25 protein-coding genes are annotated in these 24,370 nt (G+C 74.0%); 16 read left to right on the top strand and 9 right to left on the bottom strand.

Annotated elements, in window-relative coordinates; all coding sequences use genetic code 11:
* The first annotated feature begins 153 nt into the window (after positions 1-153).
* The 3 genes from IF01_RS45470 (at position 154) to IF01_RS0114440 (ending at position 2,634) form a co-directional block, all read left to right on the top strand.
* The gene (locus IF01_RS45470; protein ID WP_003948845.1) at positions 154-252 is read left to right on the top strand and encodes a 30S ribosomal protein bS22; all 99 of its coding nucleotides are present in this window, start codon (positions 154-156) and stop codon (positions 250-252) included.
* 231 nt (positions 253-483) lie between these two features.
* Positions 484-1,614: an NAD-dependent epimerase/dehydratase family protein gene (locus IF01_RS0114435; protein WP_051755338.1), complete on the top strand. Its 1,131-nt coding sequence runs from the start codon at positions 484-486 to the stop codon at positions 1,612-1,614.
* A 6-nt stretch (positions 1,615-1,620) separates the two neighbouring features.
* Positions 1,621-2,634, top strand: coding sequence for a lysophospholipid acyltransferase family protein (locus IF01_RS0114440; RefSeq protein WP_030393787.1), 1,014 nt, complete (start codon positions 1,621-1,623; stop codon positions 2,632-2,634).
* Between the two features lie 52 nt (positions 2,635-2,686).
* On the opposite strand, the gene IF01_RS43890 is transcribed toward IF01_RS0114440, so the two are convergent.
* The 3 genes from IF01_RS43890 to IF01_RS0114455 form a co-directional block, all read right to left on the bottom strand.
* A complete protein-coding gene (locus tag IF01_RS43890) occupies positions 2,687-4,042 on the bottom strand; it encodes a DUF5667 domain-containing protein (RefSeq protein ID WP_157855228.1) in 1,356 nt (451 codons plus the stop codon).
* A gap of 280 nt (positions 4,043-4,322) precedes the next feature.
* The gene (locus tag IF01_RS0114450) at positions 4,323-5,099 is read right to left on the bottom strand and encodes an ECF subfamily RNA polymerase sigma factor, BldN family (RefSeq protein WP_030393789.1); all 777 of its coding nucleotides are present in this window, start codon (positions 5,097-5,099) and stop codon (positions 4,323-4,325) included.
* A gap of 690 nt (positions 5,100-5,789) precedes the next feature.
* Complete coding sequence (locus IF01_RS0114455; protein ID WP_030393790.1) at positions 5,790-6,833, bottom strand: HAD family hydrolase; 1,044 nt, start codon at positions 6,831-6,833, stop codon at positions 5,790-5,792.
* 118 nt (positions 6,834-6,951) lie between these two features.
* Between IF01_RS0114455 and IF01_RS0114460 the strand changes: the two genes are divergently transcribed.
* The 7 genes from IF01_RS0114460 to hemB all read left to right on the top strand — a co-directional run bounded on the left by IF01_RS0114460 (position 6,952) and on the right by hemB (position 14,370).
* Positions 6,952-7,236, top strand: coding sequence for a glutaredoxin family protein (locus IF01_RS0114460; protein WP_030393791.1), 285 nt, complete (start codon positions 6,952-6,954; stop codon positions 7,234-7,236).
* Between the two features lie 198 nt (positions 7,237-7,434).
* Positions 7,435-8,220 carry a 3'-5' exonuclease gene (locus IF01_RS0114465; protein WP_063764210.1) on the top strand — a complete coding sequence of 262 codons (786 nt, stop codon included), beginning with the start codon at positions 7,435-7,437 and terminating at the stop codon, positions 8,218-8,220.
* A gap of 101 nt (positions 8,221-8,321) precedes the next feature.
* Positions 8,322-9,218: a redox-sensing transcriptional repressor Rex gene (locus tag IF01_RS0114470; RefSeq protein WP_030393793.1), complete on the top strand. Its 897-nt coding sequence runs from the start codon at positions 8,322-8,324 to the stop codon at positions 9,216-9,218.
* A gap of 34 nt (positions 9,219-9,252) precedes the next feature.
* Positions 9,253-10,587: a glutamyl-tRNA reductase gene (locus tag IF01_RS0114475; protein ID WP_030393794.1), complete on the top strand. Its 1,335-nt coding sequence runs from the start codon at positions 9,253-9,255 to the stop codon at positions 10,585-10,587.
* Positions 10,588-10,628: 41 nt separating this feature from the next.
* Positions 10,629-11,657, top strand: coding sequence for a hydroxymethylbilane synthase (gene hemC / locus IF01_RS0114480; protein WP_030393795.1), 1,029 nt, complete (start codon positions 10,629-10,631; stop codon positions 11,655-11,657).
* On the top strand, positions 11,654-13,324 hold the full coding sequence (locus IF01_RS0114485; protein WP_030393796.1) for a bifunctional uroporphyrinogen-III C-methyltransferase/uroporphyrinogen-III synthase: 1,671 nt from the start codon (positions 11,654-11,656) through the stop codon (positions 13,322-13,324). The genes hemC and IF01_RS0114485 overlap by 4 nt, the downstream gene beginning before the upstream one ends.
* A 65-nt stretch (positions 13,325-13,389) precedes the next feature.
* The gene (gene hemB, locus IF01_RS0114490; RefSeq protein WP_030393797.1) at positions 13,390-14,370 is read left to right on the top strand and encodes a porphobilinogen synthase; all 981 of its coding nucleotides are present in this window, start codon (positions 13,390-13,392) and stop codon (positions 14,368-14,370) included.
* Positions 14,371-14,465: 95 nt separating this feature from the next.
* Here the strand turns inward: hemB and IF01_RS0114495 are convergent, their stop codons facing one another.
* From IF01_RS0114495 to IF01_RS0114505, 3 genes are all read right to left on the bottom strand, one after another.
* Complete coding sequence (locus IF01_RS0114495) at positions 14,466-14,732, bottom strand: hypothetical protein (RefSeq protein ID WP_030393798.1); 267 nt, start codon at positions 14,730-14,732, stop codon at positions 14,466-14,468.
* 252 nt (positions 14,733-14,984) lie between these two features.
* Positions 14,985-15,329 (bottom strand): hypothetical protein, encoded by a 345-nt coding sequence (locus IF01_RS41745; protein WP_037779809.1) that lies wholly within the window; start codon positions 15,327-15,329, stop codon positions 14,985-14,987.
* Between the two features lie 80 nt (positions 15,330-15,409).
* Positions 15,410-15,754 carry a hypothetical protein gene (locus IF01_RS0114505; RefSeq protein WP_030304790.1) on the bottom strand — a complete coding sequence of 115 codons (345 nt, stop codon included), beginning with the start codon at positions 15,752-15,754 and terminating at the stop codon, positions 15,410-15,412.
* A 300-nt stretch (positions 15,755-16,054) separates the two neighbouring features.
* On the opposite strand from IF01_RS0114505, the gene IF01_RS0114510 reads away from it, so the two are divergent.
* Positions 16,055-16,711: a hypothetical protein gene (locus IF01_RS0114510; RefSeq protein ID WP_030393799.1), complete on the top strand. Its 657-nt coding sequence runs from the start codon at positions 16,055-16,057 to the stop codon at positions 16,709-16,711.
* Positions 16,712-16,789: 78 nt separating this feature from the next.
* Here the strand turns inward: IF01_RS0114510 and IF01_RS0114515 are convergent, their stop codons facing one another.
* From IF01_RS0114515 to IF01_RS0114525, 3 genes are all read right to left on the bottom strand, one after another.
* Entirely contained in the window at positions 16,790-17,158 is a 369-nt protein-coding gene (locus tag IF01_RS0114515; protein WP_030393800.1) for a hypothetical protein, read from the bottom strand.
* A 119-nt stretch (positions 17,159-17,277) separates the two neighbouring features.
* On the bottom strand, positions 17,278-17,550 hold the full coding sequence (locus IF01_RS0114520; RefSeq protein WP_030393801.1) for a chaplin: 273 nt from the start codon (positions 17,548-17,550) through the stop codon (positions 17,278-17,280).
* Positions 17,551-17,659: 109 nt separating this feature from the next.
* Complete coding sequence (locus IF01_RS0114525) at positions 17,660-17,902, bottom strand: chaplin (protein WP_030393802.1); 243 nt, start codon at positions 17,900-17,902, stop codon at positions 17,660-17,662.
* A 476-nt stretch (positions 17,903-18,378) separates the two neighbouring features.
* On the opposite strand from IF01_RS0114525, the gene IF01_RS0114530 reads away from it, so the two are divergent.
* From IF01_RS0114530 to IF01_RS0114550, 5 genes are all read left to right on the top strand, one after another.
* Entirely contained in the window at positions 18,379-18,618 is a 240-nt protein-coding gene (locus tag IF01_RS0114530; RefSeq protein WP_030393803.1) for a chaplin, read from the top strand.
* 301 nt (positions 18,619-18,919) lie between these two features.
* On the top strand, positions 18,920-20,245 hold the full coding sequence (locus tag IF01_RS0114535) for a putative hexosyltransferase (protein ID WP_094745539.1): 1,326 nt from the start codon (positions 18,920-18,922) through the stop codon (positions 20,243-20,245).
* Between the two features lie 81 nt (positions 20,246-20,326).
* The gene (locus IF01_RS0114540) at positions 20,327-20,815 is read left to right on the top strand and encodes a MarR family winged helix-turn-helix transcriptional regulator (RefSeq protein ID WP_030393805.1); all 489 of its coding nucleotides are present in this window, start codon (positions 20,327-20,329) and stop codon (positions 20,813-20,815) included.
* A 107-nt stretch (positions 20,816-20,922) separates the two neighbouring features.
* The gene (locus tag IF01_RS0114545) at positions 20,923-22,371 is read left to right on the top strand and encodes an MFS transporter (protein ID WP_030393806.1); all 1,449 of its coding nucleotides are present in this window, start codon (positions 20,923-20,925) and stop codon (positions 22,369-22,371) included.
* Between the two features lie 175 nt (positions 22,372-22,546).
* Positions 22,547-24,331, top strand: coding sequence for an LCP family protein (locus IF01_RS0114550; protein ID WP_279617261.1), 1,785 nt, complete (start codon positions 22,547-22,549; stop codon positions 24,329-24,331).
* The last annotated feature ends 39 nt before the right edge of the window (positions 24,332-24,370 follow it).

Here is a 24,370-nt window from a genome sequence, read left to right on the forward strand (position 1 = left end):
CCGCCTCCGTTCGCTCCGGATTCGCCTGCGGTTCGCCTGCTCCCGGGGGCGCGATTACGACCCTGGGCAAGGGGACGGTAGGCTGGGCCCTCACGTCAGTCGTATGGACTCCGTCTCTCACGGGCGAGAGTCTCAGTGAGCGAGGGTTGTTCCGTGGGCTCTGTCATCAAGAAGCGTCGCAAGCGTATGGCCAAGAAGAAGCACCGCAAGCTTCTCAAGCGCACGCGCGTTCAGCGTCGCAACAAGAAGTAAGCGCCCCCGGCCGCGCTCGCGCGCCCAGCGCTTGGCACCGCCCGTCCTGGCCTTCCGGCCGGGGCGGGCGGTGCCGCTTTTCCGGCCCGTCCGCTTTTCCGGCCCCGCCGTTCTCCTGGCCCCGCCGTTCTCCTGGCCCGGTCGTTTCCCGGCCCGGTGTTTCCCGGCCCGCCGGGGCGGCGCGGTACGGTGCACGCAGGTCTCCCGGGCCGAGGAATGGGGTGCAGCGCTGTGGGAACGGTCGTGCTCGTCACCGGTGTCGGCCGGCACCTGGGCGCCCGCTTCGCCGCCGAGCTGCGCCGCCGCCCGGGCGTGGACCTGGTGGTCGGCGTGGACGTGCAGCCGCCGGGCCCGGCGCTGCGCGCGCTCGCCGAGCCGGACGGGCCCGCCGCGCCCTACCGCTTCCACCAGCTGGACCTGCGCCGCCCCGCCGTGGCGCGGGTGATCGCCGAGCACGGCGTCGACACCGTGGTGCACCTCGCGGTCAGCGCCACCGGACTGGGCTCCACCAACCGCTCCGCGGTGAAGGAGTCCAATGTGATCGGCACGATGCAGCTGCTCGGCGCCTGCCAGAAGGCGCCGGGGGTGCGCCGGCTGGTGGTGAAGTCGACCACCGGCGTCTACGGCTCGGCGCCGCGCGACCCGGCCGTGTTCACCGAGCGGACCCAGCCGAAGACCCTGCCGGGCGGCGGTTTCGCCAAGGACGCGGTCGAGGTGGAGGGCTACGTCCGGGGCTTCGCCCGGCGCCGTCCGGACGTCGCGGTCACGGTGCTGCGGTTCGCCAACATCGTCGGCCCGGGCGCCGACACCCCGCTGACCGACTACTTCGCGCTGCCGGTCCTGCCGACCGTGCTCGGCTACGACCCCCGGCTGCAGTTCGCGCACGAGGACGACGTGGTCGAGGTGCTCTGCCGGGCCTCCTTCCCGGCCGAGCCGGGCACCGTGAACACCGGCACCGTCAACGTCGCCGGGGAGGGCGTGCTGCTGCTCTCCCAGTGCGCCCGCCGACTGGGCCGGCCGACCCTGCCGCTGCTGCTGCCGGCGGTCAGCTGGATCGCCGGACTGGCCCGGCAGACCCGGCTGGTCGACGTCTCGCCCGAGCACCTGCGGCTGCTGACCCACGGCCGGGTGGTGGACACCGCCCGGCTGCGCGAGTCCTTCGGCTACCGCCCGGTGTTCAGCACCCCGGAGGCCTTCGCGGACTTCGCCGCCGCGCAGTCGCCGGGCCTGCTGCCGCTGGGCCGGCTGACCGCCGTCACCGACGGACTGGCCGCGCTGCTCGGCCCGGAGGCCGGCCGGACCACCGGCCCGGGCCCCACCACCCCGGGCACCCCCGCCCGACCGCACCGACCCAGGAGCTGAACCCGCATGAGTGCCGCCGCCGAGAACGCGCCGGGCGAGGCGAAGGTCATCCCGATCGAGTCCGCCCCCAGCTGGAGCGAACCGCCGGCCGACGGCTCCGGCCTGGCCGACCGGGTGGCCGGTGCCGTCGGCGGCGCGCTGGCCGGCCGGCTCGGCGCCGCCGCCACCCGCGCCTTCGGCAAGGGCTGGGAGGACCGGGCCGCCGACGGCCTGGCCTTCCTGCGCCGCCGGATCACCGGCGACTACGAGGTGGACGAGTTCGGCTTCGACCGGGAGCTCACCGAGGAGGTGCTGCTCGGGCTGCTGCGGCCGCTGGCGGAGAAGTACTTCCGGATCGAGGTGCGCGGGATCGAGAACATCCCGGCCGAGGGCGGCGCGCTGATCGTCGCCAACCACTCCGGGACGATCCCGCTGGACGCGCTGATGACCCAGGTGGTGATACACGACCACCACCCGCGCCACCGGCACCTGCGGATGCTCGCCGCCGACCTGGTGTTCGTCCTGCCCGGGATCAACGAGCTGGCCCGCAAGGCCGGGCACACCCTGGCCTGCAACGAGGACGCCCAGGCCCTGCTGGAGCGCGGCGAGCTGGTCGGGGTGTGGCCGGAGGGCTTCAAGGGGGTCGGCAAGCCGTTCTCCGAGCGGTACAAGCTCCAGCGCTTCGGCCGGGGCGGCTTCGTCTCCTCGGCGCTGCGGGCCCGGGTGCCGATCGTGCCGTGCTCGATCGTCGGGGCGGAGGAGACCTACCCGATGATCGGCGACTTCCGGACCCTGGCCCGGCTGCTGGGCCTGCCGTACGTGCCGATCACGCCGACCTTCCCGTGGCTGGGCCCGCTGGGGGCGGTGCCGCTGCCGACCAAGTGGATCATCGAGTTCGGCGAGCCGATCGCGACCGACCGGCACCCGGTGGAGGCGGCGGACGACCCGATGCTGGTCTTCGACCTGGCCGACGAGGTCCGGGAGACCATCCAGCACACGCTCTACCAGCTGCTGGTGCGGCGGCGCTCGGTCTTCTTCTGAGCCGAGTGCCCTTCCGGGCCGGGTGAGCCTCCGGGCCGAGCAGAACGGCGGGTCAGCCGCCGAGGATCCGCAGACCGGGCAGCAGGCCCGGGATCAGCGGGGGCACCTCGACCCCCTGCTGCTGGGCGGCGGCGCCGCTCGCGCTGGGCGACTCGGACGGCTGCCCCGGGGGCCGGTCCGGCGCCGGGGCCGGCGCCGGCGCGTCCGCGCTGGGCGAGGGCTTGGCCCCGGTGAGCCCGCTGGTGAGGTTGTCGACCAGGCCGCCCACCGGGGCCGGGACGACATTGGTCTCATTGCTGGGCGCCGGTGCGGCCGGTGCGCCGGGGGCCGCGGGCGCCGCCGGTGCGGGCGCGCCGCCCTGCGGCGGGACCTGCGGGGTGCTGCCCGGCCGACCGCCGACCCCGGCGCCGGCCGGTCCGCCGGTGGCACCGCCCTGGGCCGGTGCTCCGCCGACCGCCGGGCTGCCGCCGGGCGAGGTGCCGGCGGAGGGTCCGCCCTGCACTCCCGTCCCGCGGGTGCCGTCGCCCGCCCCGCCGTCGTCCGGCATCCCGCTCTTGGCGGGCTGCTGGACCAGACGCAGGGGCGCGACGTCCTGGCTTATGTCGTCGAAGAGCTGGTCCACCAGGTGGGCCTGCGGGACGAGCTGGTCCGGAAGCCGGGACTGGACCTCGGCCCAGGTGCCGTCCTCGTCGTGGGCGAAGCCCGCCAGGGTGCGCATCGGGTCGAGCGAGCCGTTGTTGCGGTAGACGGCGCGCAGCAGGTCGCGGCCCTTGAGGGCGTCGTTGTGCATGTCGTCCAGGGCCTTGCGGACCTGCTCGACGGTGCCCGGGCTGAGCGAGCCGCCGGTGCCGGACCGGCCCACCAGGGACCGGGCCTCGCCGAGCCGGGTGGCCGCGTTGTCGAGCAGCAGCTCGCCGCGCTCGCTGTCGGTGTCCGCGAGGTTGAGCCGCAGCCCCTCCAGTCCGCGCTTCATGCCGTACAGCGGGTCGCCGGGGAGGGCGTTGCCACTGGCGGCCGCGGCCCCGGCGAAGCTGCCGACGGCGAGGCCGGCGACCAGCCCGCCGATCGCGAACCGGCGGCTCCAGCGTCCGCGCGGCGCCGTGCGGACGGCCCGGTGGCGGCGCTGGCGCGGCACGGTGACACCCGGTCCGCCCGCGAAGGCCTGCTCGAACGCGGCCATCAGCTGGGCGCGTTGGACGGTCCGGACCTCGTGGTCGAGCTCCGGGGCGGGCAGCGCGCCGAGCGCGCCGACCGTGTCGATGAGTTCGGCCATCGCGACCGAACCGGCGTTGCCGATAGCGGTGTTGGCCGTTCCGTTGCCGTCGGCAGCGCGTTGCTCCGCCTGGTGGGCCTCCAGCGCCTCGGCGAAGGCCTTCGCCCGCCGGTGCTCCAGCACGTTTGCCGTCACGGGCCACACCTCCCTTCGTCGTTGTCGACACCCCGGCCTGCCGGACGGTTGCCCCGGCAAGCCAAAGCCACTCCATCGGGTGAGAGGTCGCAATTCGACTTGACCGCACGCCTGGTGGAGGCTTGCAAGCTGGCCAACGAGCGGCGCGGGCGGTCGGTTACGCACGACTGATCATCGGACCGACCGTTCACCCGGATGTGTCGGGCCGCCGCCGAGGGTGACGGCCCGCCCACTATCTCTCCCGCCGCTTCCCCGGGGACCTCCCCGGACCGCCGCCGGCTCACCGCGCGTCGGGCGGGAGCAGGCGGGCCAGGGTGCGCACGGCGCGGTACTGGAGGGTCTTGATGGCACCCTCGTTCTTGCCCATGATCCGGGCGGTCTCGGCGACCGACAGCCCCTGCAGGAAGCGCAGCGTGACGCACTCCTGCTGCTGCGGGTTCAGCCGGCGGACCGCCTCCAGCAGGGCCGCGTTGGAGAGCGACTCCAGCACCGAGTCCTCGGGGCTCCGCTCGCACTCGTTGGAGTCGAGCATCTCGCCCGTGGTGACTTCCAGCCGGAACCGGCTGGACTTGAAGTGGTCGGCGACCAGGTTGCGGGCGATGGTCACCAGCCAGGCCCCGAAGTCCCGGCCCTGCCAGGTGAAGGTGCCGATCCGGCGCAGCGCGCGCAGGAAGGTCTCGCTGGTGAGGTCCTCGGCGGTGGCCCGGCTGCCGACCCGGTAGTAGATGTAGCGGTAGACGGTGTCCGCGTAGTGGTCGTAGAGCCGGCCGAAGGCCTCGCTCTCGCCGGCCTGGGCGCGCTCGACCAGCTCCATGATCGGGTTGTGCTCGGTCTCGTAACCGGGGCCGGTGGTGGTGCGGGAGCGGCTGCGGCCGCCGGTGCTGCCGGCCCGGCCCCGGGTGCCGGCCCCGGTCGAGCCGGCCGCGGTGGTGCGCAGCAGGGGGGTGCCGGGACGGTCCTGGGTCTGGCCGAACGCGGCTCCGGCGGGCACCAGTTGGGGGGTGGCGGCGAGCTGGCTGCGGAGCAGGGTGCGCAGCAGGTCCAGGCCGGTGGAGATCTGCCGGGGCGGGACCGGGCGGCCGCGGAGGCTGGTGCGGGAGCGCAGGGGCGCGGACGACGGGCGGGAGGGTGCAGGCGCGTCGTTCCGGACGGGTGGGTACACGGGACTCCCAGAGGCAGAACTGTGGACGGATCACCTCCGCCTGCGCGGAGAGCACGTCCGCGCCCCCCGGGTCGCGCTGGGGCGGTTGGGTGACGTGCATCCAGGAGAGAATAACGCTTTGTGCAATGACAGCTACACCGTGTGGTCGAAGTGGTCGTTTGGGATCCGCATTGAACGGATATCCGGCCGACAGTGACCGAACATGTCGGCGATCGCCTGGCTCAACGTGACAGAACGAGTGCGCCTGGTGACCAATTCGGTGGTGAGGCGGGCGGTTTCCCGGTTCTGGGGCCGGATAACCCCCGACTTTGTCGAGCTGGCGAACGATCAGATCCGGTCACTGGCGGGCGAGTTCGATCGAAGGGGCCGGACGGGCCCGCGACGCGCGGGAGTTCGCCCGTACGGGCGGCATCGTCAGCGCGCGAATTGACCGGACTCACCCCGGCGCGGCCCCCGGGCGGACGTCCGTGCGGTCCGCTCCGCTCCGCCCCGCTCGGCTCCGCCCGGCCGTGGCCGCGGGCGCCGGTCGATCCGGCCGAGCCGCTCGGCCCGGTCGCTCGGGCCCGGTCGCTCAGGCCCGGTCGCTCAGGCGCGGTGCCGGCGGTGCAGCGCGGCCCAGGCCGCGACGGCGCCCGCGGCCACACCGAGCGCGGCGGCGGCCGGCAGCCCGACCCGGGCGGCCTTCCGCCCGGTCCGGAAGTCCCGGACCCGCCAGCCCTGCGCGCGGGCGTGCCGCCGCAGCGCGCCGTCCGGGTTCACCACGTAGGGGTGGCCCACCAGCGAGAGCATCGGGATGTCGTTGGCCGAGTCGCTGTACGCGGCGCAGCGGTCGAGGTCGAGCCGCTCCCGCCGGGCCAGCGAGCGCACCGCGGCCGCCTTGGCCGGCCCGTGCAGCAGCTCGCCGACCAGCCGGCCGGTGTACGCGCCGTCGCGCGCCTCGGCGACGGTGCCGAGCGCCCCCGTCATGCCGAGCCGGGCCGAGATGATCCGGGCCACCTCCACCGGGGCGGCGGTGACCAGCCAGACCCGCTGCCCGGCGTCCAGGTGCATCTGGACCAGTGCGCGGGTGCCCGGCCACACCTTGTCGGCGATGACCTCCTCGAATACCTCCTCGCAGAGCGCCTCCAGCTCGGCGGTGCGCTTGCCGGCGACCAGGCCCAGGGCGGTGTGCTGCGCGTCGGCCATGTGGTCCGGGTCCTCGGCGCCGTACAGCCGGAACCAGGCCTGCTGCCAGGCGAAGCGGGCGATGTCGCGGCGGGTGAGGAAGCCCCGGCGGTAGAGGCCGACCCCGAGGTAGAAGATCGCGGCCCCGCGCAGGATGGTGTTGTCGCAGTCGAAGAAGGCGGCGGCCCTCGGGTCGTCCGGGTCGGGGGTGTGGTTCTCGGCGGGGGGTCGGGGTGCCTTGCCGCGCCGGGCGCGCTCCGCGTCCCCGGCGGCCTCCGGCTCCGCGGCCGGCCGGGTGTCCGCCGCCGGCCCGGCGCCTGCGGCCGGCTCGGTCGGGGCCTCCCCGGCCGGTGCCGGGGCGGCCCGCAGGGCGGCCTCCGCCGCCTCCGCCGCGGCCTCGCCCGCCAGCGCGGCCCGCGAGCCGGTGGGGCGCCTTGACTGGGTGAGCCTTCGGAGCACGGCCATGCCATCGAGCATAGCCAGCCACCTGTGCGGCGGCCGTGACGGCGACGTGCCCGACGGGTGAACGGCGGACGGGGCGGTCGGGTCCGGCCCGTCCGCCGGGGCGGCGCACAATGGCGGGGTGAGTCCACTGCTGCGACGTGACAAGAACCGGGGCCCGGGGCCGGCCGACCGGACGGTGACCCTGGTGGCCAAGCCCGGCTGCCATCTGTGCGACGACGCCCGGGAGGTGATCGTCCGGGTGACGGCCGAGCTGGGCGCGGCCTTCGAGGAGAAGGACATCACCCAGGACCCGGAGCTCCACCACCTCTACTGGGAGCAGATCCCGGTCACCCTGATCGACGGGCGCCAGCACGACTTCTGGCGGGTGGACGAGAAGCGGCTGCGCGCCGCGCTCGGCGCCTGACCCGGGCCCCGGCGGCTCCGGCGGGGAGGCTCCCGAGCGCTCCGCCGGGGGCCTCCCGCGCCCCCGCCGAACGGCGGGGGCGGTTCGCCGAATCGTTGTGAAGAATCCCGGTTCCGGGCTTGGGGCAGCGGCCGTCGGTCGGCTTACGATCGAACTCGTCCGCGCCCATGGGGGGCTGAGCACACGAGGAGTGCCGCCATGCTTCCCGGTCCGCCCTTAGTCACGCCCGCCGAGCGGTCGGCCGCGCGCGGGGGCTTCGCGGTGGTGGACGTGGAGGCGACCGGCCGCAGCCCCTGGCGGCACCGGGTGGTCGAGGTGGCGGTGGTGCTGCTGGACGAGCGGCTGCGCCCCGAGGGCGAGTTCTGCACCCTGCTGGACCCGCTCGGCCCGGTCGGCCCGACCCATGTGCACCGGATAGCGCAGGAGGACGTCGAGGGCGCCCCGCGCTTCCGCGAGATCGCGCCGTTGCTGCTGGAGCTGCTGACCGGCCGGGTGCTGGTCGGCCATCACGTCACCTGCGACCACGCCTTCCTGGATCGCGAATTCGCCCGGATCGGGGTCCCGCTGCCGCCGGTGCCCTCGCTGTGCACGATGCGGCTGGCCCGGGCGCACCTGCCGGAGGCCGGCGGCTTCGGCCTGGCGGCCTGCGTGGCCGCGGCCGGCCTCGGCGGCTTCGCCGCGCACACCGCGCTCGGCGACGCCCGGGCCACCGCCGGCCTGCTCCGCCACTGCCTCGGCGCGCCGTCCTGCCCGCCGGGCGACTGGGCGGAGCCGCTGCGAGAGGCGGCCGCGGTGCCGTGGCCGCGGCTGGGGCGGGCCCGGTCCCGCCCGTCCGGGGAGCCGGTGCCGCTGGTCCTGCGGGGGTCCTCCCGCCCGGCTCCGCCGGTGCTGCCGAACGGCCTGCTGTACGGCCCTCGGCCACCCCTTGCACCGCCCCCGGCGGTGGCCCGGAAAGCGGCCGGTGCTATGGGGTCGACGGCGTGATGCGCATCACTGTGCGGGGACAAATCGGACACCATCTTTGTGCACACGTTCACAAACGCATAGCCTGGCTGCCAAAGCCCAGCTTCACCCACAGGAGCACCGTGGCAATCGGCCGATCACCACAGAGCAGTTCGCAGACGCCCGACCAGGGCGCCGCGCGTCGACCTTCGCGCGCCCGGGGCATCCCGGAGGCGACGGTCGCCCGGCTTCCGCTGTACCTGCGCGCGCTCACCGCGCTCTCCGAGCGCTCGGTGCCGACCGTCTCCTCCGAGGAGCTGGCGGCCGCGGCCGGGGTGAACTCCGCCAAGCTGCGCAAGGACTTCTCCTACCTGGGCTCCTACGGCACCCGCGGGGTCGGCTACGACGTCGAGTACCTCGTCTACCAGATCTCCCGCGAGCTGGGCCTGACCCAGGACTGGCCGGTCGTCATCGTCGGCATCGGGAACCTCGGCCACGCGCTCGCCAACTACGGCGGCTTCGCCTCCCGCGGTTTCCGGGTCGCGGCCCTGCTGGACGCCGACCCGAGCGTGGTCGGCAGCAGCGCGGCCGGCCTGCCGGTGCGCCACATGGACGAACTGGAGTCCATCGTGGAGAGCCAGCACGTCTCGATCGGTGTCATCACCACGCCGCCCGGCGCCGCCCAGCAGGTCTGCGACCGGCTGGTCGAGGCCGGTGTCACCAGCATCCTGAACTTCGCCCCGACCGTGCTGACCGTCCCGGACGGCGTGGACGTGCGCAAGGTGGACCTCTCCATCGAGCTGCAGATCCTCGCCTTCCACGAGCAGCGCAAGGCCGGCGACGAGCCGGACCGCACGGAGTCCGTGCTCGACCGCGCCCCGGGCCCGGTCCGCGCCGCCGCGGCCAAGCTGCGCCGCGCGGCCGCCGGCAGCACCAAGCCCCGCACCGCCGCCGAGTCGGCCAAGGACGCGGAGCCGACGGCGCAGGGCAAGCCCGGCAAGCCCGGCGAGGGCGAGCTGTCCGCGGTGATGCCGGCATGAGCGGGACCGAGAATCGTGGGACCAGGGGGCGGGCGTGAGTCTTCTCGTCGTAGGGCTGAGCCATCGCACAGCCCCGGTCGGCGTGCTGGAGCGGGCCGCGCTGACCGGTGAGGTGCCGACCCGGCTGCTGCACGACGCGGCCGCGTCCGCGACCGTCGCCGAGGCGGCGCTGGTCAACACCTGCAACCGGATCGAGCTGTACGCGGACGTGGACAAGTTCCACGCCGGCGTGGCCGAGCTGTCGCTGCTGCTCGCCCACCACAGCGGGGTCGACCTGGAGGAGCTGACCTCCCACCTCTACGTCCACTACGAGGACCGCGCGGTCCACCACCTCTTCTCGGTGGCCTGCGGCCTGGACTCGATGGTGGTCGGCGAGGGCCAGATCCTCGGCCAGCTGCGCGACGCCCTGGCCAAGGCGCAGGAGGAGCACACCGCCGCGCGCGGCCTCAACGAGCTCTTCCAGCAGGCCCTGCGGGTCGGCAAGCGGGCGCACAGCGAGACCGGCATCGACAAGGCCGGCCAGTCCCTGGTGACCTTCGGCCTGGAGCAGGTCGCGGCCGGCGCGGGCGCGATCGCGGGCAAGCGGGCGCTGGTGGTCGGCGCGGGCTCGATGAGCTCGCTGGCCGCCGCCACCCTGGTCCGCTCGGGCGTGACCGACCTGCTGATCGCCAACCGGACGCCGGAGCGCGCCGAGCGGCTGGTCGAGATCCTCGGCGGGGACGTCGCCCGCACCCTTGACCTGGCCAAGGTGCCCGAGGCGCTGGCCGACGTCGACCTGGTGATCTCCTGCACCGGCGCGGCCGGCACGGTGATCGGGGCGCAGGACGTCGCCGCCGCGGTCGCCGCGCGCGCCGCCGCCACCCCCCTCGCCTTCCTCGACCTCGCCATGCCGCGCGACGTCGACCACGCCGTGCACGAGCTGCCCGGCGCGCTCCTGGTCGACCTGGAGAGTCTCTCGCACGCCCACGCCGCCACCCCCGGCGCCGGGGACGTCGACGCCGTCACCGGCATCGTCGCCGAGGAGGTCAGCGCCTTCGGCGCCGCCCAGCGGGCCGCGCGGATCGCCCCCACCGTGGTGGCGCTGCGCGCGATGGCCTCCGGGGTGGTCGCCACCGAGCTGGCCCGCCTGGACTCCCGGCTGCCCGGTCTGGACGAGCGCTCGCGCGCCGAGATCGGCCAGACCGTCCGCCGGGTCGTCGACAAGCTGCTGCACGCCCCCACCGTGCGGGTGAAGCAGCTGGCCGCCGAACCCGGCGGCGCCTCCTACGCGGAGGCACTGCGTGAACTGTTCGACCTCGACCCGGCCGCCGTCCACGCGGTCTCGGGCACCCCGATCGGCACCCAGCCCGCGGGCGGGGGCGCCGGATGAACCGTCAGCCATCCCACGAGTACCACCGGGACGATCACCCCATGAATGGTCAACCTCTCACCGGCCAGGCACCGGACACCACCGCGGCACCCCTGCGGCTCGGCACCCGGCGCAGCGCGCTCGCCATGGCGCAGTCGGGCATGGTCGCCCGCGAGGTGACCCGCGTCACCGGGCGCCCCGTCGAGCTGGTGGAGATCACCACCTACGGCGACACCTCCCGCGAGGCGCTGGCCCAGATCGGCGGCACCGGTGTGTTCGTCTCCGCGCTGCGCGACGCGCTGCTCGAGGGCCGGATCGACTTCGCCGTGCACTCGCTCAAGGACCTGCCGACCGCGGCCCCCGAGGGCCTGCTGCTGGCCGCCGTCCCCGAGCGCGAGGACAGCCGCGACGCCTTGGTGGCGCGCGACGGCCTGGCGCTCGGCGAGCTGGTGGAGAAGCTGGCCGGCGCCGGCCGCCCGGCCCGGATCGGCACCGGTTCGCCGCGCCGCATGGCGCAGCTCAACGCCTGGGCCCGCGAACGCGGCGACCGGCTGGAGACCGTCGCGATCCGCGGCAACGTGGACACCCGGATCGGCTTCGTGGCCTCCGGCGAGCTGGACGCCGTGGTGCTGGCCACCGCGGGTCTGAACCGGCTCGGCCGGTCCGCGGAGATCACCGAGCACCTCGACCCCGAGCTGATGGTCCCGGCCCCCGGCCAGGGCGCGCTCGCCATCGAGTGCACCGCCGCCGCCGCGCTCCCGGAAGGGGGCGGCCTGGCCGCCGCGCTGGCCGCCCTCGACCACGCCCCCACCCGGGTCGCGGTGGCCGCCGAGCGGGCCCTGCTCGCCACCCTGGAGGCCGGCTGCTCCGCACCGGTCGCCGCGCTGGCCGGCTGGGACCACCGATCCGAACTGCGGCTGGAGGGCGTGGTCGGCACCGTCGACGGCGCCACCCTGCTGAAGATGTCCGCCCACGGTCCGATCGTCCTCGACGAGACCGCCGAGCAGCAGGCGGTGGCCCTCGGCCGCACGCTGGCCGCCCGGCTGCTCGACGCGGGCGCGGCCGCCCTGATGGGGGAGCGAGCCCGATGAGCCCCACCGCCGCCACCGACAGCCCGTTCCCGGCCGACAGCCCGTTCGGGGGTACGGTGCCCGCCACCGGCCGGTGCACCTTCCTGGGCGCGGGCCCCGGCGACCCGGGCCTGCTGACCCTGCGCGCGGTCGAGGTCCTGGCCTCGGCCGACGTCCTGGTCGCCGACCCGCTGACCGCGGCCGCCGTGCGCAGCCACTGTCCCTCGGGCGTGCAGGTGCACGCCCCCGGCACCGAGGGGCCGGACTTCGACCTGGCCCGCCTGGTCGCCGAGGCCGTGCGCTCCGGCAAGCACGTGGTGCGGACCGTCGACGGCGACCCGGGCCTGGACGGCGGCGCCGCCGAGGAGATGCTCGGCTGCGCCGGGGCCGGGATCGCCTTCGAGGTGATCCCGGGCGTCGCCCAGTCGGTCGGCGTGCCCGCCTACGCGGGGGTGCCGCTGCGCGGCGCCGCCGGGACGGACGTCCGCTTCGTGGAGGCCGCCGCGCTGCTGGCCGGCTCCCCGGTGGACCTGGGCGCGCCGGAGACCACCCTGGTCGTGCGCACCACCCTGGGCCAGCTGCCGGCCACCGCCAATGCGCTGGTCTCCAACGGACGCAAGCCGGAGTCGGCGCTCAGCGCGACGCTCTCCGGCACCACCACCCGCCAGCGCACCTTCACCGCGACCCTGGCCACCATCGCGGCGGACCTCAAGGCCGCCCGGGTGCTGCCCGCGCCGGTGTCCGCCCCGGTGGACCCCGCCACCCCGGTGATAGCCGTGGTCGGTGAGCAGGTCGCCCACCGCTCCTCGCACTCCTGGTTCGAGACCAAGCCGCTGTTCGGCTGGAACGTCCTGGTGCCGCGCACCAAGGAGCAGGCGCACGGCCTGTCCGAGCAGCTGCGCTCGTACGGCGCGGTGCCGCAGGAGGTGCCGACCATCGCGGTCGAGCCGCCGCGGACCCCGCAGCAGATGGAGCGGGCGATCAAGGGCCTGGTCACCGGCCGGTACGAGTGGATCGCCTTCACCTCGGTGAACGCGGTGCGCGCGGTGCGCGAGAAGTTCGAGGAGTACGGCCTGGACGCCCGGGCGTTCGCCGGGATCAAGGTCGCGGCGGTCGGCGAGACCACCGCGCAGGCGCTGGTCGACTTCGGTGTGAAGCCCGACCTGGTGCCGTCCGGCGAGCAGTCCGCCGCCGGTCTGCTGGAGGACTGGCCGCCCTACGACCCGGTGTTCGACCCGATCGACCGGGTGCTGCTGCCGCGCGCCGACATCGCCACCGAGACCCTGGTGGCCGGCCTGGTCGAGCTGGGCTGGGAGGTCGACGACGTGACGGCGTACCGGACCGTGCGCGCCTCGCCGCCGCCGGCCGAGACCCGGGAGGCGATCAAGGGCGGCGGCTTCGACGCGGTGCTGTTCACCTCGTCCTCGACCGTGCGGAACCTGGTCGGCATCGCGGGCAAGCCGCACAACGTGACGGTCATCGCCTGCATCGGCCCGGCCACCGCGAAGACCGCCGAGGAGCACGGCCTGCGGGTCGACGTGATGGCCCCGGCCCCGTCGGCCGCGGCGCTCGCCCAGGCCCTGGCAGACTTCGGGGCCAAGCGCCGGGACACCGCGACCGCCGCCGGCGAGCCGGTCTACCGGCCCAGTGAGCGCCGCCCCGGCTCGCGCCGCAAGGCCGCGCGCTGAAACGAGGCCGGGGGCGGACCATCCGCCGCCCCCGGCACCAGCACCACCGTTCGGAGAGAGAAGCCGTGTCCGCTGAATTCCCGTACGTCCGCCCGCGCCGGCTGCGCTCGACCCCGGCGATGCGCCGGCTGGTCGCGGAGACCCGGCTGCACCCGGCGGAGCTGATCCTGCCGCTGTTCGTCCGCGAGGGCGTGCGCGAGCCGGTCCCGGTCTCGTCGATGCCGGGCGTGGTCCAGCACACCCGGGAGACCCTGCGCAAGACCGTCACCGAGGCGGCCGCGGCGGGCCTGGGCGGCGTCATGCTGTTCGGCGTCCCCGAGACGCAGGACGCGACCGGCAGCGAGGGCACCAACCCGGACGGCATCCTCCAGCAGGCGATCCGGGACGTGGTCGCCGAGGTCGGCGACGCCCTGGTGGTCATGTCGGACCTCTGCCTGGACGAGTACACCGACCACGGCCACTGCGGTGTGCTGGCCGCGGACGGCTCGGTGGACAACGACGCCACCCTGGAGCGCTACGCCGAGATGGCCCGGGTGCAGGCGGACGCGGGCGTCCACCTGGTCGGCCCGTCCGGGATGATGGACGGCCAGATCGGCGTGGTCCGCCGGGCCCTGGACGAGGCCGGCCACCAGGACGTCGGCATCCTCGCCTACACCGCCAAGTACGCCTCGGCGTTCTACGGCCCGTTCCGGGAGGCGGTCGGCTCCTCGCTGAAGGGCGACCGCAAGAGCTACCAGCAGGACCCGGCCAACGCCCGGGAGGCGCTGCGGGAGCTGGAGCTGGACGTCGCCGAGGGTGCCGACCTGGTGATGGTCAAGCCCGGCATGGCCTACCTCGACATCCTGCGCCAGGTCGCCGACGCCTCGCCGGTGCCGGTCTCCGCGTACCAGGTGTCCGGCGAGTACGCGATGGTCGAGGCGGCCGCGGCCAACGGCTGGATCGACCGGGAGCGGATGATCCTGGAGACGCTGACCTCGCTGCGCCGGGCCGGCGCCGAGCAGATCCTCACCTACTGGGCCCTCGAGGCCGCCGCGATGGTGAAGTAGCAGGACCAGGACCAGGACGAGGACCGGGACCGCGGTCCCGGACACGGCGGAGGCCGGGCCCCCTCGGGAGGGGGCCCGGCCTCCGTGCGTGCTGCCTACCAGTCGGCGATGTGGGCGAAGCCCTCCTCGCCGCCGACCGCGTCGGTGGAGGTGGCGGCGCCCCAACCGTGCGCACCGGTGTGGATGTGCGAGGTGTGGGCGATGCCGCCCCACTCGCCGGCCGCGAACACCGGGTGGGCCGAGGCGGCGAACTCGGCGCCGCCGGCCAGGCCGACGTGCGCGGACGCCGCCGGGGCGGCCAGGCCGGCCAGCGCCAGCGCGCCGACGGCGGTCAGAGTGACCTTGACCAGCTTGCTCTTCATGGATCTGCCCTCTCTTCCGGAGCGCCCCGTGCGGGCGCTCTGCCTCTGACGTGTGCTCCGGTCCGTTGCCGGGGGCCGGCCCTGACACGAGACCACACGCTGCCGTCCGCCGCGGCGCCCCACGCGCCCCGCCGACGGCCTGTCACCCGGCCGGACGCCGCGGGTGCGGCCCGGCCGGACGTCCGGCCCGATATGCCCGGAGGGCCCGGGGACCAGACGTCCCCGGGCCCTCCGTCGCGCTGTGCGGCCGAATCAGCCGATCAGGTGCGAGACACCCGCGTCGCCCGAGGACTGGGTGTTCTGGCCGACGTTGCAGATCTGCTTCGGGGTGCTGTTGAGGATCGGCACCTCGACCGGGACGGCCACGCCGAGGACGGCGACCGCGATGTTGTGGACCTCCGGCAGGCAGATGTTCGCGTTGTCGAGGGTGTGGAAGTTCGGGCTGTGGTCGCCGTGGGTGCCGGTCTGGTTGGTGCCGCCGTTGCCCTGGGCGGAGACGGCGGCGCCGTCCGAGTCGGCGATGGCGGAGGCGGAACCGGCGGACATCGCGATTGCGGCGGCGGCCAGACCGGCGGCGGCGAGAGACTTCTTGATCATTTCGGTGTTCCTCTCAGGGGTGAATCGGGGAGCGATTCGAAGGGTGGATCAGGAGGGTGACGCAGCTTGGGACGAGCAGGTCAGCCGATCAGGTGGGAAACGCCCGAGTCGCCCTTGGTCTGGGTGCCCTGGCCCTGGGTGCAGTACTGCTTGCCACCGCTGTTGGCGATCGGGACCTCGACCGGGACGGCCACGCCGAGGACGCCGACCGCGATGTTGTGGATCTCGGGCAGGCAGACGTTCGCGTTGTCCAGGAAGTGGAAGTTCGGGCTGTGGTCACCGACGGTGCCGGTGAAGTTGGTGCCGCCGTTGCCCTGGAACGACCCGGCGGAGCCGTCCGAGTCACCGATGGCCGAGGCCGGCGCCGCGGCGACGGCCAGCGCGGCGGCGGCCAGGCCGGCGGCCGCGAAGGACTTCTGGATCATGGGGAGATCCCTCTCTGAAAAGCTCTTGGTTTCCGTGCGTACAACGCGTACAACGCTCAGACCCGGTCTGCGGTCACTGACGCTCAGATCAAAGAATGACGGCACGGAAGGTTACGGGGATTTCTGAAAAGAGTCCGGGAGGCGCGACGGCCGGGTGTTTCTTGTCGGATTATTAGCCCGAACCGGCTAACGGCCGCAATCCGGGATCCGGGTGGCTCGTTGAGCACATTGCTTTCGGCTGCGCCCGCGCAGCCTTCCCTGTAGAGATCTCCACTACGGACAGGCAGAACGGTGAAAAGCATGAGGTTCTCCAAGCGGGCCGGCGCGATGCTGCTGGCGGTCGGTGCGGGCATGCTCGCCTCCCAGGGGGCGGCCTCCGCCGCCCCGGTCGGCCCCGAGCAGGTGGGGGCCCTGGAGGAGCAGCTGGCCACCCAGCAGGTGCCGGTGGACATCCCGCTGGCGCCGCTGGACAGCCGGATCTCCGGCGGCATCCCGACCTCGCTGGTGATGCCCCCGGTGCCCGCCCACACCACCGGGGACGCGCTGATCCCGGAGCGCATCGTGCCGCCGCTGGGCACCGGCCGGGTCGGTCCGACCGCCAAGGCCGAGCTGCCGCTGCCGCTGCTGGACCAGGGCGCCGACCTCGGCGAGCTGCTGCTGGACGCCCCGGCGGCGCCGCTGCACGCCGACACCCCCGGGATCGGTCTCGGCAAGCCGCTGTCGCTGACCAAGGACGGCACCGGCCAGCTCGCCGACGGCCGGGTCAAGGTGGACGAGATCGACCCGCGGCTGGTGACCGGCGCGGTGCAGGCGGTGCCCGGAGCCAGCGCCACGCTGGGCAACGAGGACGAGCGGATCTCGGTGACCGACTCGGTGGACAACCTGGCGACCACCACCACCGCGACCACCACCGGCGTGGTCCAGGAGACCGGTCTGGCGGGCCTGGCCCAGCTGTAGCGGACAGCCCGGAGCCCGGCACCCCGTGTCGCAGGACGGGGTGCCGGGCTCCGGTGTGCGCGGTGCCGGTGCGGCGGCTCAGCCGGGCAGCGTGCCGAGCACCCCGCCGACCAGCGGCAGGTCGCGCGGACCGCCGCCGGCGCTGAGCGGCCCGGTCAGCAGGTCGGTGCCGATCGGCGCCAGGCCGGAGTTCTCCGGCTGCACGGTCGCGCCGTTGTTCAGCACGTCGGCCGAGGAGTTGGCCCACGGGTCCAGGCGGAGGTCCTTGACCGGGGCCACGGCGTAGCCGAGCCCGGTCGTGGTGCCGCCGAGCGCCTGGTTGACGTCGGTCTTGGCCAGGGCGGCACCGCCCTCGGCGGGGGCCGCGTGCGCCGCGCCGGCGCCGCCGAGCAGCATCGCGGCACCCAGGGCGGCGGCGAGGCCGGCCCCGCTCTTCTTCGAAACCATGCGCAATCACCTTCGGGGGGAGGGGTGCCCCGGGCGGCCGGACCGCGCCCGGGTACGCCGAACCGCCCCCCGGCCGACGGGCCGGGGGGCAGTGCGGGCGGAACGCGTGCCGATGGGGATCAGCAGTCGTCCATGTCGTGGTGGTGCTCGGCCTCCGCGTTGATGCAGGTGTTGCCGAACGCGGGGTTCAGCAGACCGATCACGTTGATGGAGTTGCCGCACAGGTTGACCGGGATGTGCACCGGAACCTGGAGCTGGTTGCCGGAGGCGACACCGGGCGAGCCGGCGGCGACGCCCTCCGCGCCGGAGCTGGCGGCGGCACCGCCCGCGGCGCCGAGCACCAGGCCGGCGGCGGCGGCGGAGAGGACGGCGGCCTTCTTCACGTTCTGCATGGGGGTTGATCTCCTAGATCACACACGGGTTGAGCGGGCCGCACCGCGCTCGTGGCGGGTGCGGCCCGGGCACGGCCGATCGACTGTCGCCGGTGCGGCGACGGCCGGGTCAGCCGTGGTTGACGCAGGTGTTGCCGAACGCCGGGTTCAGGATGCTGACAAGCCCGATGGAGTTGCCGCAGACGTTGACCGGGATGTGCACCGGGATCTGGATCTGGTTGCCGGAGAGCACACCCGGGGAGCCGGCGGCGACGCCCTGGGCACCGGAGCTGGCGAACGCGCCACCGGCCGCACCGACCACCAGGCCGGCGGCGGCGAGGGACAGGGCGGCAGCCTTCTTGAGGTTACGCATGTGGTTCTTCCTCCGATTTCTGCCCGACCGTCTGTGGAATAGTCGGGATCCGGGCGAGGTGAAATCCTGGCCCGGTGGCTTCTGGGAATGCCGTGATTGTCACTCGAGCGGCCCAGATGGCGCGTGTCGCCCGTGGCGCGGGCGATGAGCGGCCGCCGCGGTACCGTGCGCCGCGAACGTTTCCCGCACGGCCGGGAAGAATTCGCATCGACGCGCGACCGGGAGGAATTCCGGACGGGCTTGGACCGGCGGCGGATCTCCTCGTCGTAGCGGGCAGGTGGAGCGTGTTCCGACTGTGAGAACGAGGCAGTGCGCCGGGGGAAACGGTCGGATGCGGCAGTCACCCGAATGCCCGGCCGGGGGTCCGTTCCTCCGGACGGGTGACAGTGGGCATGCCCTCGCAACCGGCTCGACCGGGTCTCGTTGGAGATGTCGCACTCCCCGTGCATCTCTGTCGAACAGTCAGGAGGCTCCTTATGAGCATCAAGAAGACGGCCGCCGTCGGCGCCGCTGTTGTCGGCATCGTGGCCGCCGGTGCCGGTTCCGCGATGGCCAGCTCCGGCGCCGAGGGCGTCGCCGCCGGTTCCCCGGGTGTCATCTCCGGCAACCAGCTCCAGATTCCGGTGCACGTGCCGGTCAACCTGTGCGGCAACACGATCGACATCATCGGTCTGCTGAACCCGTCCTTCGGCAACACCTGCGTCAACAACGGCTGACCGTTCCTCGGTCCGGCCGGTGCGAGCCGCCGCTCCCGCGCTTCCCTCCTGGGGTGCGGAGTGGCGGCTCGCGGCGTTGCCGCCCCCGGTGCCGACGGCGGTCGCCGTCGGCACCACGTGCTTCCGGCGGCGGGCCGGGGCCCGGCCCGCTCCGGCCCGCGGCCGATCCGTCCACGACCCGCCCGTCCGGCCACTGGACGGGCTGCCCGCCCGTGCGGCGGGCGGGGTGTCGTAGGCTCGCCCGGCGTCGCGGTGTCGGTCGGCGCGCCGGACGCGAGTGGGGCGGGGAGTACCAGAGCTGATGAGCACGGCATCGAGCACCGAGTCGTCGGGCGGGGGCGCGGGCGTGTCCTCGTCGTCCTCCCCTTCGTCCTCCCCGTCGTCGCCGTCCGGGTCGGTGGACCCGGAGGAGGCCGCTCGGCCGGACACCCCGGCCCCGGGCCCGGGCCGGATCGGCGCCCTGGTCGACCGCTTCGCGCCGGCGCTCGGCGCGTACGCGGTGGTCAAGGCGACCGGGCTGACCGTCTTCCTGCTGCTGCTCTCGCACACCGAGGACTTCCTGAAGAAGGACCCGGGGCGCGGCGGCGGTGCCCACCCCTGGGACGTGCTCGGCACCTGGGACGGCATCTGGTACCAGCGGATCGCGGAGAACGGCTACGACCCGCAGCTGATCCCGCTGCACGGCTACCCGCTGGCCACCTACTACGAGAACTCGGCGGCGTTCTTCCCGCTCTACCCCTGGCTGATGCGGCTGGTGGGGGCGGTGACCGGGCTCGGACCGTACGGCTCGGGGATCGTCGTCTCGGTGCTGGCCTCCTTCGTCGCCGCCGCCGGGATCTTCGCGATCGCCGAGCGGCTGGGCGGCTTCCGGGCCGGTGTGACCGCGGCGGTGATCTGGGGCCTGTTCCCGGGTTCGGGCGTGGAGTGGGCGGTCTACTCCGACTCCCTGTTCGTCGCCCTCTCGGCCTGGGCCTGCTACTGCGTGATGACCCGCCGCTGGCCGGCCGCCGGCACGCTCGCCCTGGTGGCCGGACTCAACCGGCCGACGGCGGCCACGGTGATCGCCGCCGTCTCGATCTCGGCGCTGGTGGCGCTGGTGCGGCGCACCGACGGGGTGGCCCGGCCGCTGACCGCGATGCTGATCACCCCGTGGGGCATGCTCGGCTACATCGCCTGGGTCGGCTGGCGGATGGGCGACTGGACCGGTTACTTCAAGCTCCAGCGCGGCGCCTGGAACCGCTACTTCGACTGGGGCGCGTCCACCCTGAGCAGCACCCTGGACACGATCACCGGGCACTGGACGTTCTGGCAGTCCAATCCGGCGCCGGACCTCATCGCGGTCTGCCTGCTGATCGCCCTGCCCGGACTGCTGGTGCTGCTGCTGCGGCTGCGGCCGCCACTGGTCCTGGTGATCTACACGCTGCTGACCGTCTTCATGGCGCTGAGCAGCAACCAGATCTACGGCAACATCTCGCGCTACCTGCTGCCGGCCTTCCCGCTGTGCGTCGGCCTGGCGGTGGCGCTGCGCCGGCTGCGGCCGAGCACGGTGGCCGGGCTGTTCGCGATGCCGGCGGTGGCGGCGGGCTGGTACGCGGGGTACGCGCTGTTCGAGCTCGGCATCCCGTAACCCGGCGGCACCGGGGTCTGTGGAAAAACAGTCCCGCACGGGATCGTCCGTCGGCGGACGGTCGTTGCTAACCTCGAAGGCATGACGACCAGCCCGCCCGTGCGGCAGATCCGTGACCTCTCCGGCCTGCTGGACCATGCCAGCCATGTGCTCGCGACCCGGATGTCGGCCGCGTTCACCGAGCTCGGCATCACCCCGCGCGCGTACTGCGTGCTCTTCCACGCGATGGAGGACGAGCGCACCCAGATCCAGCTGGCCGAGCTGGCCGACCTGGACAAGACCACCATGGTGGTGACCGTCGACGAGCTGGAGAAGGCCGGGCTGGCCGAGCGCCGGCCGTCCGCCGTCGACCGCCGGGCCCGGATCATCTCGGTGACCGAGGCGGGGGAGCGGGCCGTCGAGCAGGGCACCGCGATCGCCGACCGGGTGCACCGGGACGTGCTGGAGGCGCTGCCGGAGGACGAGCGCACCGCCTTCGTCGCGGCGCTGACCCGGTTGGTGGGCGGGCCGCTGGCGGAGCCGGTGGAGAGCGAGCGGACGGTCCGCCGGGCCCGTCGTTCCCGAGGCTGAAGCAAGGAAGAGGATCATCCCCAGGAAGATTCTCTCGGAAGAGATAGTCCACAACAAAACCATCTGCTAACGTTCTACCCGGTAGCCGACCCACCGGGAGATCCGTTATGACCACGCACGCCCCGACCACTCGAGCGTCGAAGGCGGCCGCTCCGAGCGCGCCCGCCCCGACCCGCTCACGCGCCCTCGCCCTGGCCGTGCTCTGCGCGGGGATGCTGATGATCGTCCTGGACGGCTCGATCGTCACCGTCGCCCTGCCGGCCATCCAGCAGGACCTCGGCTTCACCCCCGCCGGCCTGACCTGGACCGTCAACGCCTATCTGATCGCCTTCGCCGGGCTGCTCCTGCTGGCCGGCCGGCTCGGGGACCTCGTCGGCCGCCGGAAGGTGTTCGTCTCCGGCCTGGCGCTGTTCACCGCGGCCTCGCTGCTGTGCGCCCTCGCCACCGGCCCGGAGCTGCTGATCGCCGCCCGCTTCCTCCAGGGCGTCGGCGGCGCCCTGGCCTCCTCGGTCAGCCTCGGCATGCTCGTCACGCTCTTCCCCGAGCCGGGCGAGCGCGGCCGTGCCATCGGCGCCTTCAGCTTCGTCGGCGCGGCCGGCGCGTCGATCGGCCAGGTCCTCGGCGGAGTCCTCACCGAGGCGCTGGACTGGCACTGGATCTTCCTGATCAACCTGCCGCTCGGCCTGACCGCCGCCCTGCTGGCGCTGCGCGTCCTGGCCCCCGACCGCGGCCCCGGCCTGCGGGCCGGCGCCGACGCCCTGGGCGCGGTGCTGATCACGGCCGCGCTGATGCTCGGCATCTACACCGTCGTCGGCACCGCCGAGCACGGCTGGACCTCCGCGCGGACCCTCGGCCTCGGCGCGCTCGCGCTGGTCCTGCTGGTCGGCTTCCTGGTCCGGCTGGCCCTGGCCGCGACGCCGCTGCTGCCGCTGCGGATGTTCCGCTCGCGGGCCGTCTCCACCGCCAACGCGGTGCAGGTGCTGGTCATCTCCGGAATGTTCGGCTTCCAGGTCCTGGTGGCGCTCTACCTGCAGAACGTGCGCGGCTACGGGGCCGCCGCCACCGGTCTCGCCATGCTCCCGGCCGCCGTCGCCATCGGTGCCGTCTCCCTGCTGCTCTCCGCCCGGCTGAGTGCCCGGTTCGGCGAGCGCGCCGTCCTGCTGGCCGGCCTCGGGCTGCTGGTCGCGGCGCTCGGTCTGCTGTCCCGGCTGCCGGCCGACGCGGGCTACGTGGTCGACCTGCTGCCGACCATGCTGCTCGTCGGCGGTGGCGGGCTGGTGCTCTCCGGACTGGCCGCGCTGGGCATGTCCGGCGCCGGCGAGGCGGACGCCGGGACCGCCTCCGGGCTGTTCAACACCACCCAGCAGGTCGGTGCCGCGCTCGGGGTGGCCGTGCTCTCCACCCTGGCCACCTCCCGCGGCGACGCCCTGGCCGCCGCCGGCCGGCCCGAGGCGGAGGCGCTCACCGGAGGTTTCCGGCTCGCCTTCACGGTCGCCGCCGGTCTGCTCGCCCTGGCCTTCGCCGTCACCGCGATGCTGCCCCGTCCGAAGAAGTGAGGACCCCTCCGGGGCCGCCCGGGACCCGGCGGCCCCGGAGCGGCGACAGGTCGTTTCCGGTCGGCTTGTATGCTCCACCTGGCGCCGGGGCGGACGTTCCGGCCGCCGATCGTTCGAGGACACAGCCGTGAGAGGTGCGGGGATGTCGGGTCGCCGAGACAGGAGTCGGTCCAGCGTGGCCAGGCCGCGTTCGGAGGACCCGACCGGCTCGGCGGGTCCGGGTGCGTCCGGGGGCGGCTCCGCGGACGGCGCCGCCGCCGGCGGTTCCGGTACCGGCACGGCCGGCGTCGGTGGCTCGATCCCGGCGCCCAGGGCGGGCGGCCGGGCCGAGGCCAGGCGCGCGGCCCAGGGCAAGGGCGGCCGGGGCGCTTCGGGCGGCGACGGCGGGTCGAACGGCTCGGGCCACCGCAAGGCCGGCGGGCGCGGCAAGAAACCCGAGCGCAAGATCAAGAAGATCGTCGGCTGGACGGCCGTCGGCGCCCTGGTGCTCATAGCCGGGACCGGCGGGGCGATCTACCTCAAGCTCAGCGGCAACATCAAGACCATCGACTCGGACGGGCTCAGCAAGGACCGCCCGCCGGAGTCCGCGGCGGACGCCAACGGCAACAAGCCGGTGAACATCCTGCTGATCGGCTCCGACAGCCGGGGCGCCGGCAACTCCGACCTCGGCGGCGGCGACGCCGAGGGGGCCCGCTCGGACACCACGATCCTGCTGCACGTCTACGCCGACCACAAGAACGCCATCGGCGTCTCGATCCCGCGCAACACCCTGGTGACCATCCCGCCCTGCAAGCTCCCCAACGGCAAGTGGACCAAGGAGCAGAAGGGCAAGGACATCCTCTTCAACGCCGCCTTCTCGCAGGGCGACTCGAACGAGGGCAACGCCGCCTGCACCCAGAACACGGTGGAGAAGCTCACCGGGATCCGGGTCGACCACACCCTGGTGGTCGACTTCTCGGGCTTCGCGGCGATGACCAAGGCCGTCGGCGGCGTCGAGGTCTGCCTGCCCAAGGTCATCTACGAGGGCGACATCAACCCGAACCTCAACAAGCGGGGCGCCCAGGTCCTCCCGGCCGGACGGCAGAAGGTGGAGGGCCAGCAGGCGCTCGACTACGTCCGGCTGCGGCACGGCATCGGCGACGGCTCCGACATCGGCCGGATGAAGCGTCAGCAGGCCTTCATGAGTTCGATGATCAGCACGGTGAAGAAGAAGGGCCTGGAGCCCACCACCCTGCTGCCGCTGGCCGACGCGGCCACCAAGTCGCTGCGGGTGGACGAGGGGCTCAACTCGGTCGACAAGCTGATGTCCTTCGCCCTCTCGCTGAAGAACATCGACCTGCACGACCTCAAGTTCGTGACCCCGCCGTGGCGTTACAGCGATGCCAACCTCGACCTGGTGAAGCCCGACGTGGACAGGCTGTGGGAGGCCATCAAGGCCGACCGCACCCTGGACGGCAAGGACGCCACCGGCGAGCAGCCCGCCGCCCCGGAGGCCCCGGCGCCGGCGCCGGCCACCCCGGAGGCCCCGCCGACCACCACCGCGCCGCCCGCGCGCGCCGCCGCGGCCCCGGTCAAGGTCGCGGTCTTCAACGGAACGACCGTCAACGGGCTCGGTGCCAAGGCGGGTGAGGCGCTGAAGGCGGCTCAGTTCACCGTCACCGGCGTCAACCAGGCGAAGTCCACCAACAAGCTCACCACGACGATCGAGTACGGCGCCGGGCAGAAGGCCAACGCCGAGAAGGTCGCCGCGCTGTTCCCCGGGGCCACCCTCACCTCCACCACGGCGGCCGGCATCAGCGTCGTCCTCGGCAAGGACTACGCCGACGCCAACGGCGGCGCCGCCACGACCGCTCCGGGCACCCCGGTCGCCCCCGCCCCGCTGCCCAGCTCGGTCACCGAGGAAGCCCGTTCGGCGGACGACGACATCTGCGCCAACACCAGCTACGGCTCCGGCGGCTGATCCCCCGAAGCCTCCTCCCGACACCGACGGGCGGGGCCC

Origin of the sequence: Kitasatospora purpeofusca, from assembly GCF_000718025.1 — a bacterium.
In the GTDB taxonomy this organism is placed as follows: domain Bacteria; phylum Actinomycetota; class Actinomycetes; order Streptomycetales; family Streptomycetaceae; genus Kitasatospora; species Kitasatospora purpeofusca.

What these genes read in the sequence shown, in the direction of transcription:
- IF01_RS0114440 (WP_030393787.1), top strand. Translation starts at nt 1,621, where the DNA reads ATGAGTGCCGCCGCCGAGAACGCGCCGGGCGAGGCGAAGGTCATCCCG.
- IF01_RS0114455 (WP_030393790.1), bottom strand. Translation starts at nt 6,833, where the DNA reads ATGGCCGTGCTCCGAAGGCTCACCCAGTCAAGGCGCCCCACCGGCTCG.
- IF01_RS0114465 (WP_063764210.1), top strand. Translation starts at nt 7,435, where the DNA reads ATGCTTCCCGGTCCGCCCTTAGTCACGCCCGCCGAGCGGTCGGCCGCG.
- hemC (WP_030393795.1), top strand. Translation starts at nt 10,629, where the DNA reads ATGAATGGTCAACCTCTCACCGGCCAGGCACCGGACACCACCGCGGCA.
- IF01_RS0114485 (WP_030393796.1), top strand. Translation starts at nt 11,654, where the DNA reads ATGAGCCCCACCGCCGCCACCGACAGCCCGTTCCCGGCCGACAGCCCG.
- IF01_RS0114495 (WP_030393798.1), bottom strand. Translation starts at nt 14,732, where the DNA reads ATGAAGAGCAAGCTGGTCAAGGTCACTCTGACCGCCGTCGGCGCGCTG.
- IF01_RS41745 (WP_037779809.1), bottom strand. Translation starts at nt 15,329, where the DNA reads ATGATCAAGAAGTCTCTCGCCGCCGCCGGTCTGGCCGCCGCCGCAATC.
- IF01_RS0114505 (WP_030304790.1), bottom strand. Translation starts at nt 15,754, where the DNA reads ATGATCCAGAAGTCCTTCGCGGCCGCCGGCCTGGCCGCCGCCGCGCTG.
- IF01_RS0114510 (WP_030393799.1), top strand. Translation starts at nt 16,055, where the DNA reads ATGAGGTTCTCCAAGCGGGCCGGCGCGATGCTGCTGGCGGTCGGTGCG.
- IF01_RS0114515 (WP_030393800.1), bottom strand. Translation starts at nt 17,158, where the DNA reads ATGGTTTCGAAGAAGAGCGGGGCCGGCCTCGCCGCCGCCCTGGGTGCC.
- IF01_RS0114520 (WP_030393801.1), bottom strand. Translation starts at nt 17,550, where the DNA reads ATGCAGAACGTGAAGAAGGCCGCCGTCCTCTCCGCCGCCGCCGCCGGC.
- IF01_RS0114525 (WP_030393802.1), bottom strand. Translation starts at nt 17,902, where the DNA reads ATGCGTAACCTCAAGAAGGCTGCCGCCCTGTCCCTCGCCGCCGCCGGC.
- IF01_RS0114530 (WP_030393803.1), top strand. Translation starts at nt 18,379, where the DNA reads ATGAGCATCAAGAAGACGGCCGCCGTCGGCGCCGCTGTTGTCGGCATC.
- IF01_RS0114535 (WP_094745539.1), top strand. Translation starts at nt 18,920, where the DNA reads ATGAGCACGGCATCGAGCACCGAGTCGTCGGGCGGGGGCGCGGGCGTG.
- IF01_RS0114540 (WP_030393805.1), top strand. Translation starts at nt 20,327, where the DNA reads ATGACGACCAGCCCGCCCGTGCGGCAGATCCGTGACCTCTCCGGCCTG.
- IF01_RS0114545 (WP_030393806.1), top strand. Translation starts at nt 20,923, where the DNA reads ATGACCACGCACGCCCCGACCACTCGAGCGTCGAAGGCGGCCGCTCCG.